Annotated in this window: 14 protein-coding genes; 11 read left to right on the top strand and 3 right to left on the bottom strand. The window is 37.1% G+C overall.

The features are described from left to right. The first annotated feature begins 245 nt into the window (after window positions 1-245). Window positions 246-461, top strand: coding sequence for an alpha/beta hydrolase (locus LUA86_RS18960; protein WP_231465742.1), 216 nt, complete (start codon window positions 246-248; stop codon window positions 459-461). 597 nt (window positions 462-1,058) lie between these two features. Then, entirely contained in the window at window positions 1,059-1,748 is a 690-nt protein-coding gene (locus LUA86_RS18955; protein ID WP_231465741.1) for a DUF2490 domain-containing protein, read from the top strand. 477 nt (window positions 1,749-2,225) lie between these two features. Here LUA86_RS18955 and LUA86_RS19270 read toward each other — a convergent pair whose 3' ends face one another. Beyond that, complete coding sequence (locus tag LUA86_RS19270; RefSeq protein WP_255713513.1) at window positions 2,226-2,360, bottom strand: hypothetical protein; 135 nt, start codon at window positions 2,358-2,360, stop codon at window positions 2,226-2,228. 552 nt (window positions 2,361-2,912) lie between these two features. Here LUA86_RS19270 and LUA86_RS18950 point away from each other — a divergent pair. Next, on the top strand, window positions 2,913-3,524 hold the full coding sequence (locus LUA86_RS18950) for a GIN domain-containing protein (protein WP_231465738.1): 612 nt from the start codon (window positions 2,913-2,915) through the stop codon (window positions 3,522-3,524). Window positions 3,525-3,803: 279 nt separating this feature from the next. Then, window positions 3,804-5,501 carry a hypothetical protein gene (locus LUA86_RS18945; RefSeq protein ID WP_231465722.1) on the top strand — a complete coding sequence of 566 codons (1,698 nt, stop codon included), beginning with the start codon at window positions 3,804-3,806 and terminating at the stop codon, window positions 5,499-5,501. A gap of 413 nt (window positions 5,502-5,914) precedes the next feature. On the opposite strand, the gene LUA86_RS18940 is transcribed toward LUA86_RS18945, so the two are convergent. Beyond that, a complete protein-coding gene (locus tag LUA86_RS18940) occupies window positions 5,915-7,348 on the bottom strand; it encodes an ATP-binding protein (RefSeq protein ID WP_231465720.1) in 1,434 nt (477 codons plus the stop codon). Window positions 7,349-7,768: 420 nt separating this feature from the next. Between LUA86_RS18940 and LUA86_RS18935 the strand changes: the two genes are divergently transcribed. The 7 genes from LUA86_RS18935 to LUA86_RS18905 all read left to right on the top strand — a co-directional run bounded on the left by LUA86_RS18935 (window position 7,769) and on the right by LUA86_RS18905 (window position 14,658). After that, window positions 7,769-7,966 carry a hypothetical protein gene (locus LUA86_RS18935; RefSeq protein ID WP_231465718.1) on the top strand — a complete coding sequence of 66 codons (198 nt, stop codon included), beginning with the start codon at window positions 7,769-7,771 and terminating at the stop codon, window positions 7,964-7,966. 290 nt (window positions 7,967-8,256) lie between these two features. Further along, window positions 8,257-9,405, top strand: coding sequence for a helix-turn-helix domain-containing protein (locus tag LUA86_RS18930; protein WP_231465716.1), 1,149 nt, complete (start codon window positions 8,257-8,259; stop codon window positions 9,403-9,405). Between the two features lie 339 nt (window positions 9,406-9,744). Next, window positions 9,745-10,188: a Crp/Fnr family transcriptional regulator gene (locus LUA86_RS18925; RefSeq protein WP_231465714.1), complete on the top strand. Its 444-nt coding sequence runs from the start codon at window positions 9,745-9,747 to the stop codon at window positions 10,186-10,188. Between the two features lie 68 nt (window positions 10,189-10,256). Continuing rightward, entirely contained in the window at window positions 10,257-10,718 is a 462-nt protein-coding gene (locus LUA86_RS18920) for a DoxX family protein (RefSeq protein ID WP_231465712.1), read from the top strand. A gap of 120 nt (window positions 10,719-10,838) precedes the next feature. Then, on the top strand, window positions 10,839-11,867 hold the full coding sequence (locus tag LUA86_RS18915; protein ID WP_231465710.1) for a LacI family DNA-binding transcriptional regulator: 1,029 nt from the start codon (window positions 10,839-10,841) through the stop codon (window positions 11,865-11,867). Window positions 11,868-11,881: 14 nt separating this feature from the next. Next, window positions 11,882-13,360, top strand: a complete 1,479-nt coding sequence (locus tag LUA86_RS18910) for a gluconokinase (protein WP_231465708.1) — start codon at window positions 11,882-11,884, stop codon at window positions 13,358-13,360. A gap of 8 nt (window positions 13,361-13,368) precedes the next feature. Then, window positions 13,369-14,658 carry a gluconate:H+ symporter gene (locus tag LUA86_RS18905; protein WP_231465706.1) on the top strand — a complete coding sequence of 430 codons (1,290 nt, stop codon included), beginning with the start codon at window positions 13,369-13,371 and terminating at the stop codon, window positions 14,656-14,658. Window positions 14,659-14,663: 5 nt separating this feature from the next. On the opposite strand, the gene LUA86_RS18900 is transcribed toward LUA86_RS18905, so the two are convergent. After that, on the bottom strand, window positions 14,664-15,866 hold the full coding sequence (locus tag LUA86_RS18900) for a GAF domain-containing sensor histidine kinase (protein WP_231465704.1): 1,203 nt from the start codon (window positions 15,864-15,866) through the stop codon (window positions 14,664-14,666). Window positions 15,867-15,929: the final 63 nt, after the last annotated feature.

Raw genomic sequence — 15,929 nt, 5'->3', positions numbered from 1 at the left:
TAAGAAAGCTCTACTGCCATCTTCCTGAAGGATTCATCAAACATTCGTCTGCTCATATAATCAAATTTAAAAGTTTCTTTCTAAATCTGACGACTAAATTCCTCCAGTCAAATGTAGCAACTCCATACTGCACGCCCATTTCAAGGCATAGGTCGGGAGATCCACTCCCGGGAGAACGAGGTCCTATGCTTTGAATGCCAATTGCTACTATGAGCGCTTAAGGAGCTTACGTTGTGCTTTTACAAATGGCCCCTATATACATAATCGTTGGCGAGGCAGAAGAAATGTTAAGTGAAGCACTAACATTCACACATAAAGCTGCAATGGCTGGCGTTCATATCCGACTTGAAGTTTGGCCAAAAATGATACATAATTTTCCGTTATGGCATGCTATTCTTCCTGAAGGAAAAGATGCGATTACAAAGGCTGGCGACTTTATGATTCCCTTGGCTTCGGTATAGACCGTTTGTTACCATGCTGCAAATAATAGATTTTGTTGCATGTTTCAAGCTTTAATTCATTCACAATAATGTGAATCACAGTCAAAAAACATTTTTTGACGGGAAGGTTACTGTATCAACAAATAAGGATAACTATCTCCCACTAAGGTTTGTTTGCAGTGGCAAAAAAAGTTGCCGTTTAAATGTTTGATTTGTTGTTCATGCTAAAAAATTCCATCACCTTAACGCGCTCACACAAACAAAACACTTTTACAGATATCTTCAAAAAGATAAATTTGTAAATATTTGACTTGTATGTCAGTATTAGTCCTTCTAGGCCTTGCAAAATATACTAATGAATTGGGTCAAATACCTGTTTTTTGTGGCTGGTGTTTTTGTTAAAACTTAACACGATGGATTATGTTGAACAATAAATACCAACATATTAAATACAAAAAATTCTACTATGGAATTGTGGTGTTGAGGGGCCATTAATACTGATTGCTCCTTACAGGGTTGAATATTGGAAAAAAAAATATTCAGGGTAAACACGAATCTTTAATAAGTGCAGCGCTAAGCTTATAAGCTACAGCAAAGCAAAATTTTGAAACACCAGATGTGAAGCGATTAGCGAATATAGTTTTAATTTTATGTTGTACAACTCAACTGTTCGCTCAATCCGAGAATGCTGGATGGGTTTTTATCAGCCATAAGCAATCATTAAGTGAAAAGCTAGATATACGGGCAGACTTTCAGTTGCGTTCTGCAGATAAATTGAGTTTTTTATCAGGAATTTTATTGCGTGGTGCGTTGAGTTATAACCTAAACAAGCAAAATTCTATTGCACTTGGCTATGCTTATCTAGGAAGTTGGGAATATGAGCAAAATATTAAAATCAGTTCAGGGGAGCAAAGAATATTTGAACAATACCTGAACCAACATTCATTTGGTAAAATAGAAGGAAATTTAAGGCTCCGGTTAGAACAGCGTTTTATGCAAGAAGACGGTGAAACTAATTTTTCTTTAAGAGGAAGAATTTTTTTAAGTGCTCAAATACCAATATTTGCGATTGAGGATTTCAGTAGAGGTATTTACACAGGTTTACAAGATGAATTTTTTATGAATTTGCAAAATAAAGAAAACGTAAACGAAAGCTTTTTTGACCAAAATAGGCTATTTGTTTCATTAGGATACCGTTGGAACAAAAAGATAGATACCGAATTTGGTTATATGTATTGGAGACAAAAGGAACAAGCAGGCATTATTAATAGAAATATCTGGCAGTTAATGGTTACCACAAGTTTCTAAATAAACTAATATACCTACCTTTGATATTAAACTCGGTATCCTTCACAACCATCCGCCAACTAATTTTCTCATCAGCACGTTCAAAAGTATTCCCATCACCATTAATTTTAGTTCAAGTTCAAATGATCGCTAAAGTTGGCAATAGTTGGTTAATAGGTCAATCAAGTATGGTTTATCCAATAAAACTTTAAGATAATATTAATTATTTTAACAGTCTCAAAAAACGAAGGTATCGGATAATTTCCACTTCGTTCACCGTAATCACCAACTTTCGTTAAACTCATAATATGCTAGTAGATTAGATTGTATTTTAACTAGCGATCAGCCGTCGAAAGTTTCTGTCTATCGACTTCTTAATTTGACTTACAGATTTTATGAAATCTTCCTTTATAAATTCCCACTCCTTCTTACGTAAACATATTGGGTTGAAATCCTGATCGGCTCTTGAAAAATTGGTAAAATTTTTGAGAATCAATTCTAAATTCCATTTCTGAAAAGGAATGTTTTACCTACATGCCTCCTTCCGTAGATTGCCACCAGCTCTTCATCCCCGGATTTTGCTATCTCCAGCAATAACTTTTTTTCTGTTGACCGCCCGATTATTGTTTCCATCTTCTCTTTGTTTGTATGACAACGAAAAGCATTATATATAACTTATGGCGCAGTATAAGATTTGAAAGTGCGCCATAACTATGTTTTTTAATCCACTTATGGCGGGATATTAATTTTTATAATGCGCCATAACTATATTTTTAAATTCAAGTTGGTAGGGCTCTACGTGAAAATGAACTGATGCCAGTAAAAGTTCTGATATCATCAATAACAATACCTGCCCAAATGCAAGCTTGGTAATTTTTACAAATAATCCTTGACTTTGAAAGCAATCCGCTTATTTTTTTTTTAGAACGCTCTTTACTATACCTTATCAGACTAATAAAATGAACATTACTACATTCTTTGGGAAACCGATGAAAACATGAGTAAAGACTTAAATACCGGATTTACTCGAATCAGCTTAGAGAACTGTAACAGTTCGTCTAGAAATTACAGGCGTTGGTCTAGCAGTTACTCATGCTGGTATAATATAAGTTTTTTGCCTGAAACGTTTGATGGACAGCTGCGTCTCAATAACAAACAATAGCAAAAACCTAAAATATAAAAGATATGAAAACTTTAGCAAAAACAATATTCGCAGCAGCATTAACAAGCTTAGTATTAACTTCATTAGCAATGGCAACTTTTGCCGCTGAGCCAGTTAAAGCAGAAACAAAAACTGCTTCATTATCAAAATTTAACAGAATCTGGGTAAGCGGGAATGTGAAAATCGTCTTAACCCAAGGTGACAAACAAAAGATAGAAGGTGAGCGCAACTATGACGTCGCAAAAACTTCTGTATCAACCGACGGAAAAACCTTATTTATCAATTCAGAAGCAACCAGTCAGGTCATACTTAATATCACGGTAAAAGATTTAGAAAGGATTGAAGCTTATGGTCAATCAGTTGTGGTCACCAGCAATTATTTCGATGTAAAATACCTACAGTTATTCTTGAACCAGAGTGCTACAGCGAGGATTAAAGCTAATGCAGGCACTTTATATACTATCGTTAAGGATGAGGCGGTATTAAAATTAAATGGTACTGCCAGTCAAAGTACAATGATCGCGAGCAACTTGAAAAACGTAAAATTAGCCGACTTTGCCAGTCTTAAATCAGAATCATATGCTTCTGAAGCGATCATGGAAGCGCAGCAAAATGCAATGGTTTTAGCAAAATAAAAAATATAGACCAAATTGGTTGAAGCCACCCATTGGGTGGCTTTTTTGCTTTTGGGGTTGGTTTCAAGAAGATGTGAATACTTTTGGTTTACCTCATCCTAAAATTTGAATATAACCAAGATGAAAAGATCGATCAATACTTTATGATTTACTTTAAACTATATAGTTTCTCTTACACCTTTTTTATCCCTAACATCCAGTCTTTCCGTCTGTCCGTTTGGAGAAACCCCGGGATTATCAGCTAAAAAAGCTATTTTTGAGTACATCTTTATTTGAAAAATGAAAGACGAAATTACCAGCAGGAATTTTAAAACCAAATTGGATAGTGAGCTTATCAAAAAATCACAGCGATGTAGAGTAAGAGAGTGTGATGAGGTTAAGGCTGGAAATTTCGAGGCCTACGTTGATGAACTTGATAAAAGTTATGACGTGAGCTTACAGTTAGAAAAAGGTGCCGTGATCAACTCTACTTGTGAATGCAAAAGTAATCTCTCATTCTGCCAGCATAAGATTGCACTTTTAGCTTTTATTTCCAAAGGGATGAAGCCAGCCGCTAAGCTCACTGTCAGCAAAAAGATTGACCCTGTAAACCAAGCCATAGAGCAAGCTGATCCCGTAAAAATCAAAGAATGGGTATTAAAGACGTTGAAAAAAAACAAGGATCTGAGTATTGCTTTTATGAACGAATTCTCTAGTAAATCTGAGAATTATACACCAGCAGAAATTATTGCTTTAACTTATGATACTGTAAAGGCTGTGATAGGTAAAAGACGAAAAGCCGAAGTTGTTGAAGTTAAAAAGATTATCGATCTGTGGACCGAACTGCATAAGCCAATTTTAGTTCGATACTTTGCTGAGCCTGCTAATGAAAATTATTTTATACAGATTCATACTGTAATTGACACTATTGTTGAATACAAATATCGAATACTAACCAATAGTAAAAGGTTGGAGACCTATTTCAAACAAGTCTTAATTCAGGTAGAAGAAGTTGTAGCAAATATTAGAGATGATGAGGCCTGGAATAAGTGCATGACCTATTTTTCAAACGAATTTTTTCTGGATGGGTATGGTGGGATTCGCCGCGAGTACACGAATATGTTTGTGCATATATTTAATACAACCTCAGTCCAGAGGCGTTTCAAGATAGCGGGGATTATAGAGAAAATATATCAGTCCAGGAAGGATGAAAGAGCCGAGGATTCAAAAGAATTATTGCAGTTGTTGCTGCATATGGTTGTAGTCAATAAAAATTTCCTAGAATATAAGGATACATTCCGGCCCATCAGGCATGCTATTGTGTATAATATTAAGCTGATAGATGCGCTAATCGAGCTTGGAGAGTTGAATACTGCAGAGACCTACTGTACTCAGCAAATGGGCGAAAATACCACTTCAAAATATGATTTGGATTATATTGTGAGATTGAAACAGATTTATACCCAAACAAAAGATAATAAGAAACTTGCCGGAGTTCTTTCAAGGGAATTGCTGTACAAGCCTAACTTTGACAACTATACCTTTGTTCTTGCCAATATTCAACCTGAGGCCCAATTTAAACAGTGGAGAAATCAGGTTTTGGCAAATGCAAGACAGCTTGCAGGTTTTCAAAAAAATGCTGCAGATTTTTCTTTAGCGTTAAGAAATTTGGAGGGGGATTTTAAAGGGCTGTTAGCATATCTGGATGAAACTGCAGATTATGATAGTATCGTCCTTTACACCAAGCAGTTAATCCTACATTCGTCAGAAGCATTTATGAAAAGGCTTATTACCAAAATTGATAGTGACCGTGATAATAGGCTGAACATGGATAATCCTGCTAAGCTTGAAGAGATATTAGAAAGGATATATCAAATAGCAGCTTTAAAATATGGGGTAGAAAATCTAATGCTTATAGTGAAGGAGAGAGAAAAGGTTTATAGGACATGGGCCAATTTATTCGTGAAATATGTGGGCAGAAAGTCGTCAGCCAGTTAAGTCTTCTAAGTTTAAATGGTGGAGAAAAAAATCAGAACAGAAAATAAGTTATTTCAACAGCGAGATTTTGCCTTACAATTCTCTAGGAAAAGGTGCGTCGATAAAATCTGAAGAACCAATATCATCATAAATCAAATAAGTAAGATTGTAATTAGTGTAAAGGCCCTAATGATGTTTGGCTCCGCAAAAATTAATCACTACATATCGTCACGAAATTAGCTTATATAGATTAATAATTTGACATAGAATTAGGGTAGATGTTGAAATTCCTGTAACAGAATTAGGGTAAATATTTGCAATTCCTGTAATAGAATTAGGGTAAATGCAAGGTGTTTACCTAAAATTTTGTTTTTTTAGTGGACAAAACAACCTAATAAAAACAGCATTTTGAATCCCTTTTTAATTACCTTGTACTAAGACACAAACAAATCATCCATGGTAACTTCGTTCTGTACCAGACCAATAGAATACATATTGTCTTTGGTGCCATAGGTTGTAACCATGGCTAGGAAAAGTGCTTTTTTAGTTTTACTCTCCCGACGAAATATATCAAGTTTGTTCTTTAACTCAGTCGCATAGGTTTTATCTATGGCAAACTCAGCATTTGAGAACTTCATTTCACATATGCTTATCACGTTATCCTGTCTGTCCAGCAAAAGATCGATCTGTGCACCATTTCCATCTTTAGGAGAATGCCGCCAAGCTGATGTTTCCGTGAACACCCCAGAAATGCCCAGCGCTTTCTTAATATTGTCCGTATGCTTCATGCAGATCCCTTCAAAGGCATAACCACTCCAACTCCTCCAGGAAGACGTCGATGATTTTTTTAGCCATGTGCCTGCACCGGTGGCGCGGGAATGTTCGATAAATTTAAGATAGAAAAGGCTGTATTCATCGCTAAGCTTGTAAATGCTCTGATTGGCATTCTTCTGGAAAGGCAGGTGCGGAGTAATGAAGCCAGACTCCACAAGTTCCTCAAGTAAAAGACTGGTGGTTCCTCCACTCTGTAGGTTGCATTCCGCAATGATTTCGTTTCTTGTTAATCCCGATGGTTTGTCGGCGAGTGCTTTGACTACGGAAATGTGCCTGTCTGCGTTTTCGAAAAGAGAACGGTATAGGTTTGCGAATTCTGTTGATAAGAGACCATCCTTGGTGAAGCAAAGCCTGTCAATGACCTGTGTAGCACTTTCCCCTTTTTTCAGTTCTTTCAGGTAATGGGGGACACCGCCCATTGCCATAAAAATGGTTAGCACCTGGTAACGGTCAATATGGATATTATTACTTTTTAGGTACTGTTCTGTTTCGTGCAATGTGAAAGGTAACAGGCGGATTTTACGCGTTAAGCGATTGTGCAGGCCTCCTTTGCTATTGACAACTTTTTTGATCATCCAAGTAGCAGCAGATCCACAAATAGTAACAATCAGGTTTGGCTGTTGAGAGGCCCATTGGTTCCAAAAATATTCAAATGCAGAAAGAAAGCCAGATTTATGCGAACTTAGCCAAGGGAACTCATCAAAGAAAATTACAGCTTTTCTTTTTTTTAATATAGGGGCTGCAAATTCCTTGAGTTGCCAGAAAGCTTCCGTCCAGTTCCTAGGAGCTGCAGGAGTTAATCCTGAGCCTAATGCATCTTCGATAGCCTTGCTGAAATTGAGTAATTGCTCGCTAGCTTTCGCGTCGTGAACTCCCGACAGTTCAAAAATGAGCTGTTTCTGGAAGACCGATCGGATCAAGAAAGTTTTTCCAACTCTTCTCCTGCCAAACACTGCTAAGAGCTCTGATGAGGACGAAGCAAGCGCCTCTGACAATATTTTCTTTTCCGCTATTCTTCCGATGAGCAATTCCATATTTCTTCTTCCAAGAGATTAAAACAATTTTATCCGCAGCCAAAACATGGTTCAAATATAGTGTTTTGGCTATGGATAAAAAAATATCTTCAGCCAAAACGTATATAAAATGAGTTGATTTGGCTGGATCACTGGGTCAAACCTCCGCTATTTGGATGATGAGGTAGCCAAACATGCTTTTTCACATACGGTGCCACTGAACCAGCTTTCTGCATCGGAATATGATGTCGTATTTTATCCGGGCGGTCATGGACCTATTTGGGATCTGGCCAGGGATAATGACAGCGGGATATTGATATTTGATTTTCTGGATGCTGGCAAACCAGTTGGAATGGTATGGCACGGGCATGCGCCCCTAATCAGTGCGGAAGGCAAGCGTTCAGGATTTTTACGGGTAAACGGGTTGCCGCTTTTAGTGATATGGAAGAAAAGCTGGTGGGCAGAGCGGGCAATGTGCTCTATCTACTGGAGGAGACGTTGGGAAAACTTGGCGCGGATGTGAAAACGGCACTGGTGCCTTTTCTCTCTCATGTAGAAGTGGGTGGGCTGCTGGTAACGGGACAAAACCCGCTTTCGGCCGGACTTACGGCAAGGGCACTGATTGAGCTGCTGGATTAAGAATTGATGTATTGTTTGGTAAAGGCACCATTCATTTGGTGCCTTTACTGTTTTTGATCTTTTTGGTGAATTGATTTTATTTTTGAGATGCGCAACCGGTAATGCTTTTGCTCATTTATGAAATAGAAGGCGCATCCATTTATTTGCTCAGATCGCTGATTTAGATTTTATCAAAACATTATAATTAATAGAGGTTAAATTCACAGTAATGCGCTATATTGGTAGGAACTATTATGTATTCGCTCAATTTTTTAGTCAGTATAACTTGTTTTTTTCTTCTGCTTTTTTCGGTGCATCTTTTTTTTTCTAAAAAAGGAAATCGAACGAATAACATTCTGCTGTCTATTGTTTTCTTTGCCAGATTTGGTCAAATTTTAAATTCTATAACCATTACCGCTGGTGACGAAAGGTTTTTGCCAATACTTTTTCAAAGTTTAACACCACTATACTTTACCGTTCCTGCTTGTTTTTACTTGTATATTTCTGGCTTTTTAACAGATAGAAAGCGAATATCTAAAGTTCAATGGCTTCATTTCCTACCTGCACTGCTGGCTGTCATACACGTAATTCCCTGGCCGGGTGTGCCACCATTAGATTGGCCGCTTATTTCTGATCAATTAGCACAGAATGGATATCTAACACTCAAAGCCAGAAATGGGCTATTTCCTGGATACTTCCACAGCTTTGGCAGAACTATATTGGCATTAACCTATTTGGCTTTATGCTGGAAAGCAATTTATAAATCTGGTATCATTAAATCTGATGCGAGGGTAAATCCAGGTAAAGACTGGGTGCTGTTTATACTCGGTGTGGCAACAATGTTTCAAATTATTGGTATTTCTCCTATTATTTATCTTGCGCTAAATATTCCACTTAATCACACCTACTTTGTTATCTTCAACTGCGTTGCTCTATTACTAGCATTATCTTATGCACTGCACAAACCAAAGCTTTTTTACGGCTATCTTTTGGTTGCCACTACGTGGGATGGAAAATCTTATCTCGTGAAGGCAGATGAGGTACCGGAAATAGAAGTTCTAAAGGAAGAAATTGAACCAGATCAGCCCGCAGCGGTGGTTAAGAAACGGAGTTACCTCTCTACAGCAAAGCTTTCCTCTTATTCTCAACTTATGATACAAATGATGGAAGAGGAGCAAATGTATTTGAAACCAGATCTTCAGATTATTGATTTAGCAACTAAAATTAACATTCCCGTTCATCATTGTTCTTATGTTTTGAATACAAAAATAGGAAAGAATTTTAGGGACTGGATTAACGCTTACCGCGTTGAATATTTCTTAAAACAGTATCCTGTAAAAGGCTCGAGGATGACCATCGAAGCGATAGCGCAAGAATCTGGCTTTAAAAGTCCGGCCACTTTCTATAATGCTTTCAAAAAAGAAAAAGGCTTACTACCAAGCAGTTATTTCAATAAATAACGCATCAATAAACCCTAATGCAGTAGAAATTCATCTAACCATTCAACGGTTAGGGCTTTCAATCCAATACTTTTAATTGCTTTGAGGTATTTGCTGATATTTTTGAGTAAGGAAATTAAATTTAATCTTTTCCACAACCGGCATCCAACTCTAAATTATTTACCAAGCAATATGATAAAAGATTCTACATATCCTTTATTGATACAACCATTGTTTAATTATTTTGAACAGTTCTACCCTTTGTCTGAAAGTTTTATAAATTATCATATCAAAACTTGCACTTTTTTGAAAGTGAAGAAAAACAAGTTTATCCTCTCCCCTCTTGAGGACAATAATTCGATGTACTTTTTAATTAAAGGTTTGGTTAGGGGTTTTGTTAAAGATGGACAGAAAGATATAAGTACATGGTTTGTTTCAGGTAATGAAATGATATCAGCCATAAGAAAACCAAATCAAGGATTAAGACCCTCTTATGAGTATCTACAGGCATTAGAAGATAGTGAGCTAATCTCTATCCCATATCAAAATGTTGATTTTTTATCGCACCTTGAAGAAACCAATATAATAAGAAGAAAACTTTTAGAGATACAACATTATGCGGCAGCTGAAAGGGCAATTTTAGCCAGGATTCCTTCTGCTATGGGAAGGTTTCTCAAATTTGAAAGTATGCAGCCTAACACCAATCAAATACCACTGCGGTATTTGGCAAGTTATTTAGGCATGCGATTAGAAACATTAAGCAGAATCAGGTCAAAATTATTATTGATGCCTACGGCTAGTTAAATTTAATTGCTGTAATAGATGCATGTTAAGTTTTTCTTCGTAAATTAAGGTAATCAAATATTTTCCTTATGAGCGCAATAAAAAAAATTCAGAATTGGGGCGATAGCCACCATCCTGCATGGATTGATGTTTTCCGTGTTATTTTAGGTCTGATTTTAATTTGGAAAGGAATTGCCTTTTGGATTAATCTTGATGCATTTAATTCGCTCATGCGTGGAGCACATTTGGGTGCCGCAGTGTCAATCAGCATTTTTGCCCATTTAATCATATTAATGCATATTGTTGGTGGTTTAGCCATTACTCTTGGCACATACACGCGTACATTTTGCCTGCTCAACATCCCAATACTTGTTGGCGCAACTTTTTTTATCAATTTATCGCATGGCATATTTAAGCCGTATAATGAGTTTTGGTTGTCGCTAATTGTACTCATCGCACTAATCTGTTTTTTAATTGAAGGAAACGGTATTTTCTCGGTTGACAGACAACATGATGAAAGCTTAAAAAAGAGTGGCGAAGCTAAAAAATAATTGAAGTGAAGTTTTCTCTTTTTTAATACGATTTCGTGCGGCCAGGTTATTTTTAATTTTATATTTGCTTAACGCCAAATTATTTTTGGGCCTCTATTTAATTATTAAGAATAATCACCTATGAACGAAAAAATATCGATTAAAGATATAGCAAACCGTGTTGGCACCTCTACAACCACTGTTTCATTTGTTCTTAATGGTAAGGCAGAAGAAAAGCACATCAGCGCAAATATTACTGCAAAAGTGTTAAGCGTAGTTGCTGAGCTTGGTTATCAGCCAAACTCTATTGCCCGCAGCCTGCGCACCGGAAAATCAAAAATAATAGGTTTTCTTGTTGATGATATATCCAAGCCCTTCTTTTCAAACATTGCCGGGGTAATTGACCAGGCCGCCTCTGCTCAGGGTTATAAAATTATTTTTAGCAGTACGGGGAGTGATAAAAAGAGGATAAAAGAAATATTGAGCATGTTTAAAGAACGCTCAGTTGACGGATATATAATTGCCACTGCCGAAGGATTAGAGGAAGAGATAGGTGCATTGGTGAATAGCGGTACGCCCGTTGTTTTGTTTGACAGATATCTACCCAATATTAAGTCAGACTATATCCTCACCAATAATCATGGCGCTACCTTTGATGCCACTACTCATCTTATCGAAAATGGCTATGAAAATATAGCTTTTGTTACCATTAAGACAGTACAGAAACAAATGCTTGAACGTTTAAACGGTTACACCGAAGCTTTGCAGAAAAATGGCAAAAAACCTCAGGTATTAGAGATTAACTACCAGAATTCAGAACAGGCAACATTAGCAATACAGAAATTTTTAGAGGCACATAAGGAGCTCGATGCAGTGATATTTGCATCGAACTATTTAACCATGGATGGCTTGAAGTTATCTCGCTTTGGTAAAGAAAAGCTTTTATCAGGTTTAGCCATTGTGTCTTTTGACGATTTTGAATTGCTGGAGTTTATCAAGCCATCGATAACGGCCATTCAGCAGCCTATACAAGAATTGGGAGAAAAAGTTGTAAAGCAATTATTGAAAAGATTGAAAGCGGATACAAACGATACGGAACGCGAAACCTTTAATATTGATGCCAGCCTTTGCATCAGGCAATCGACTCAGAAAAACACTGTACGCAATTAAGTCCAAATTTATAGATGAGATATCTTTTAGGCATCGATATTGGCACCGGAAGCACTAAAGCAGTAGCACTTGATTTAGCTTATCAACCGATTTGTGCAAGCCAGCACCACTACCCTACTCAATCTCCAAAACCGGGTTATAGTGAGCAGAACCCTGAGCTAATCTGGAATGCATTTTTAAATTGTATAAGTGATTTAAAGTCACAACTTAAAGCAGAGCCAATAGCAATTGGTTTAAGTTCGGCTATGCACAGTTTAATTTTGGTTGATAAAACCAGCTTACCTTTAGCACCAATGCTCACCTGGGCGGATAACCGCAGCGCTGAGATTGCGGATAGATTATTAACCGGTGATGAGGGTTTGCCGCTTTATGTATCAACCGGAACGCCGATTCATACAATGTCTCCGCTTTGCAAAATCATCTGGTTTAAAGAGAATGAACCTGAATTATTTGCTAAAACCGAAAAATTTATTTCGATAAAAGAATACATCTGGTTTAAATTGTATGGCGAGTATGTTATAGATTATTCCATCGCTTCAGCCACCGGTTTATTTAATATTAATGCTTTAAAATGGGATGAGCAGGCACTAGCCCTATGCAATATTACCGGCTCAAAACTCTCCAGGCCTGTCCCCACATCCTATAACGAAACAAGCATTTTATCTAAACATCAAAATGTAATAGAAAAAGCTAACATTACAATTGGCGCAAGTGATGGATGTTTAGCAAACTTGGGCAGTAAGGCAATTTTAGAAGGTGCGGCAGCGCTCACTATTGGTACTTCCGGAGCTTTGCGTGTTGCAAGCCGGCGACCAATAGTGAATACAAACGCCATGACCTTCAATTATATTTTGGATAGCGAAACCTTTATCTGTGGCGGTCCGATAAATAATGGTGGTTTAGCTTTGCAGTGGCTTCTGAAAAATGTGTTTGGAAAAACTGACCTAAATGATGAGGATTACGCCAATTTATTTAATGAAATAGAGACGACTGCCATGGGCAGTAATGGATTGATTTTTTTACCCTACCTAACCGGAGAAAGAGCGCCAATCTGGAATAGCCATGCTTCTGGAACTTTTTTGGGTTTAACCAATCAACACGAACAAAAACATATTGCAAGAGCGGTAATTGAGGGCATCTGTTTTTCCTTGTTTGATGTTTTAGTTGAAATGGAAGCCCATGGCGCAAACATTCAAAAAATTCATGCCAGTGGCGGTTTTGTACATTCAAAAACGTGGATGCAAATTCTGGCAGACATTACCGGTAAGCAAATTTTACTCATTAGCGAAGAAGACGCTTCGGCAATTGGGGCTGCTTATCTTGCGGCAAAATCTATCGGCTTAAGCGAATCCTATCCATCAACAACCAATGATACTTTAGAAATAATTTTACCAAACCCATCGAACCATATTTACTATAAAAAAATCTTTAACATCTATAAAAAAGCATACCTTAATTTAAAAGAATGTATGCAAGAACTTAACCACTCTTAAACCAAATTATGTCTCTACTCATCGTATTACTTGGCATATTGCTACTTCTCGTACTGATAATTAAAAAGTTAAATCCGATGATTGCGCTTCTTTTAGTTGCTATTGTTACGGGGTTGTTTTTAGGGATGCCTGCAGCAAAAGTGATGGCAGCGGTGAGCAATGGTATAGGCAGTACGCTCGGCAGCATGGTAATGGTATTGGCATTAGGCGCCATGATGGGTAAATTAATTGAAGATAGTGGTGCTGCCAAAAAGATTGTTTTCATTTTAATTAGGGCCTTCGGACAAAAAAATATTCAGTGGGCGGTATTAATTACTGGTTTGCTTGTCGGCATTCCTTTGTTTTACAACGCTGGTTTTGTTGTACTTATTCCTTTAGTTTTTGCCATTGCAAGTGCAACAGGATTACCAAAGCTATACATCGGAATACCAATGGCTGCAGCATTATCTGTTACACATGGTTTTTTACCCCCGCATCCGGGCCCGGTATCTTTGGCAGCAATTTTTCATGCTGATGTTGGTAAAACCTTAATTTATGGCCTGGTGTTAAGCATTCCGATTGCAATAATCGCCGGTGTTTATTTTCCCCGGTTGATAATTAAAAAACCTTTTGGCCACGATACTATGCAATTTAAAATTGCCGAAGATGAGCATTTACCATCAACCGCCAAAAGCTTTTTCACCGCCTTGCTACCTGTTTTTTTAATTATAGCGGGCACGGTTGGCACAGCCATTAAAAGTCCATATTTAGCAAAACCAGTATTTATATTTTTAGCCGACCCAACTGCAGCATTGCTTATTGCAGTTTTAATTACGGTACTCATTCAAGATAATCCTATAGCGAAAGCAATGGAATCATGTGTTGAAGGTGTAAAGAGCATTGCCATGATTATTTTAATCATCGCCGCTGGCGGAGCTTTTAAACAAATACTTGTAGATAGTGGCGTAGGCGAAACAGTTAAACTGTTTACCATGGGCTTGAATTTATCGCCTTTATTTTTAGCATGGCTGATAACGGCTTCATTAAGGGCAACGTTAGGCTCTGCTACCGTTGCTGCCCTAACTGCATCAGGTATTGTACTGCCATTTATTGGCATTGGCGCTTCACCAGAATTAATGGTATTGGCTGTTGGCGCAGGCAGTTTAATGTTTTCTCATGTAAACGATACCGGATTCTGGATGTTTAAAGAATACTTCAATCTTAACTTAAAACAAACCTTTAAAACCTGGACGGCAATGGAAACTATCGTTTCTGTACTCGGCTTAATTGGTGTTCTGATAATAAATAATTTTATTTAAGGTTTTTAGACCATCGGAATCGTTACTTCAAAATTTGTTCCCCAACCCATTTGCGATTCTATTTTTATATCACCTTTTAAACTTCTAATATTATCTACAACCATTGGTAATCCCAAACCGTAACCACGCTCACCCATAGTGCCTTTTGTGGTACCCATCTCGCCTGATAGTATTTTTTCAACTGATTGTTCGCTCAATCCATTTCCATTATCAGAAACATTAATGATTAGCGTTTTAGCATCTTCCTTAACTTCTAGTTCGAGTTTTACGGTTACTGTTCCATAATCAGAACTAAACTTAATCGCATTTGATATTAAGTTGCCGGCAATATGCAGCATTTTGTTTTTTGTAAATAACACCCTGGTGTTGGCATTACCAGTAGTTACCTTAAAAAAGATATTTTTGGCTTTAGCCTGTGGCAGATATAGTTTTTCTAGCTTATCTTTAAATGATATCAAATCGAAGCTATCCTCTTTGGGAGATTTCTCCCGATTTAATATTTCTTCTGATAAAGATAATACAGCCTTCGTAGTCTTATCAATCATCTCAATATAATCCAACACATCTTCAGGATTAGATTTATTAACCTTTTTTCGGATAATATCAATAATGCCGGTTATACCTGATAAAGGACCTCTGATATCATGAGCGGTTTTTAAATGATCAACCCTGTAATCATCTAATTCTGATTTTACACTGTGTAATATTTTTAAATTGATAAGCTTCTCTACAACTTCGTTTGCAATTAATTTGAGTAGCTCAATTTTTTCTGGCGATAGCTTTTTAGTCTTTTTATCTAAAACGCATAAGGCACCAATATTATGCCCGTTGGGGGTTGTTAGCGGTATACCGAAATAATACCTTAAGTTTAATGGATTTCTGACATAGAAAAAATCCTTCATCCGCTCATCCAAAGATAAATCCCTGACCTCAAAATGATCTTTCTCCAAAATAGTATATTGACAAATAGATTCTTCTCTGGGCATCTGATCAATATCTAGCCCATAGTTTGAAACCGACCATTGCGTAAATGAATCTATTAAATTAACTAATGAGATATCAGTTTCTGCAATTTTAGCTGCCAAAGCAGTTAAATGTTCAAACTCTTGTTTTAAATTGGTATAATCAGGATCGAAATCAGTGAGTTCAGAAAGCCTAGAAATTTCATTCTCTGGTATCGGGCGGATGTGTTCAAAAGGGGGATTCATGCAAGTTTTTTATATTTCCGAGCGCAAGCCAAATTATAACATATTGTTATTATTCAAAAATAT

The organism is Pedobacter sp. Leaf132, assembly GCF_920984695.1.
GTDB lineage: Bacteria > Bacteroidota > Bacteroidia > Sphingobacteriales > Sphingobacteriaceae > Pedobacter.
Note: the sequence above shows the minus strand (reverse complement) of the source record. Positions and strands in the feature narration are given on the sequence as shown.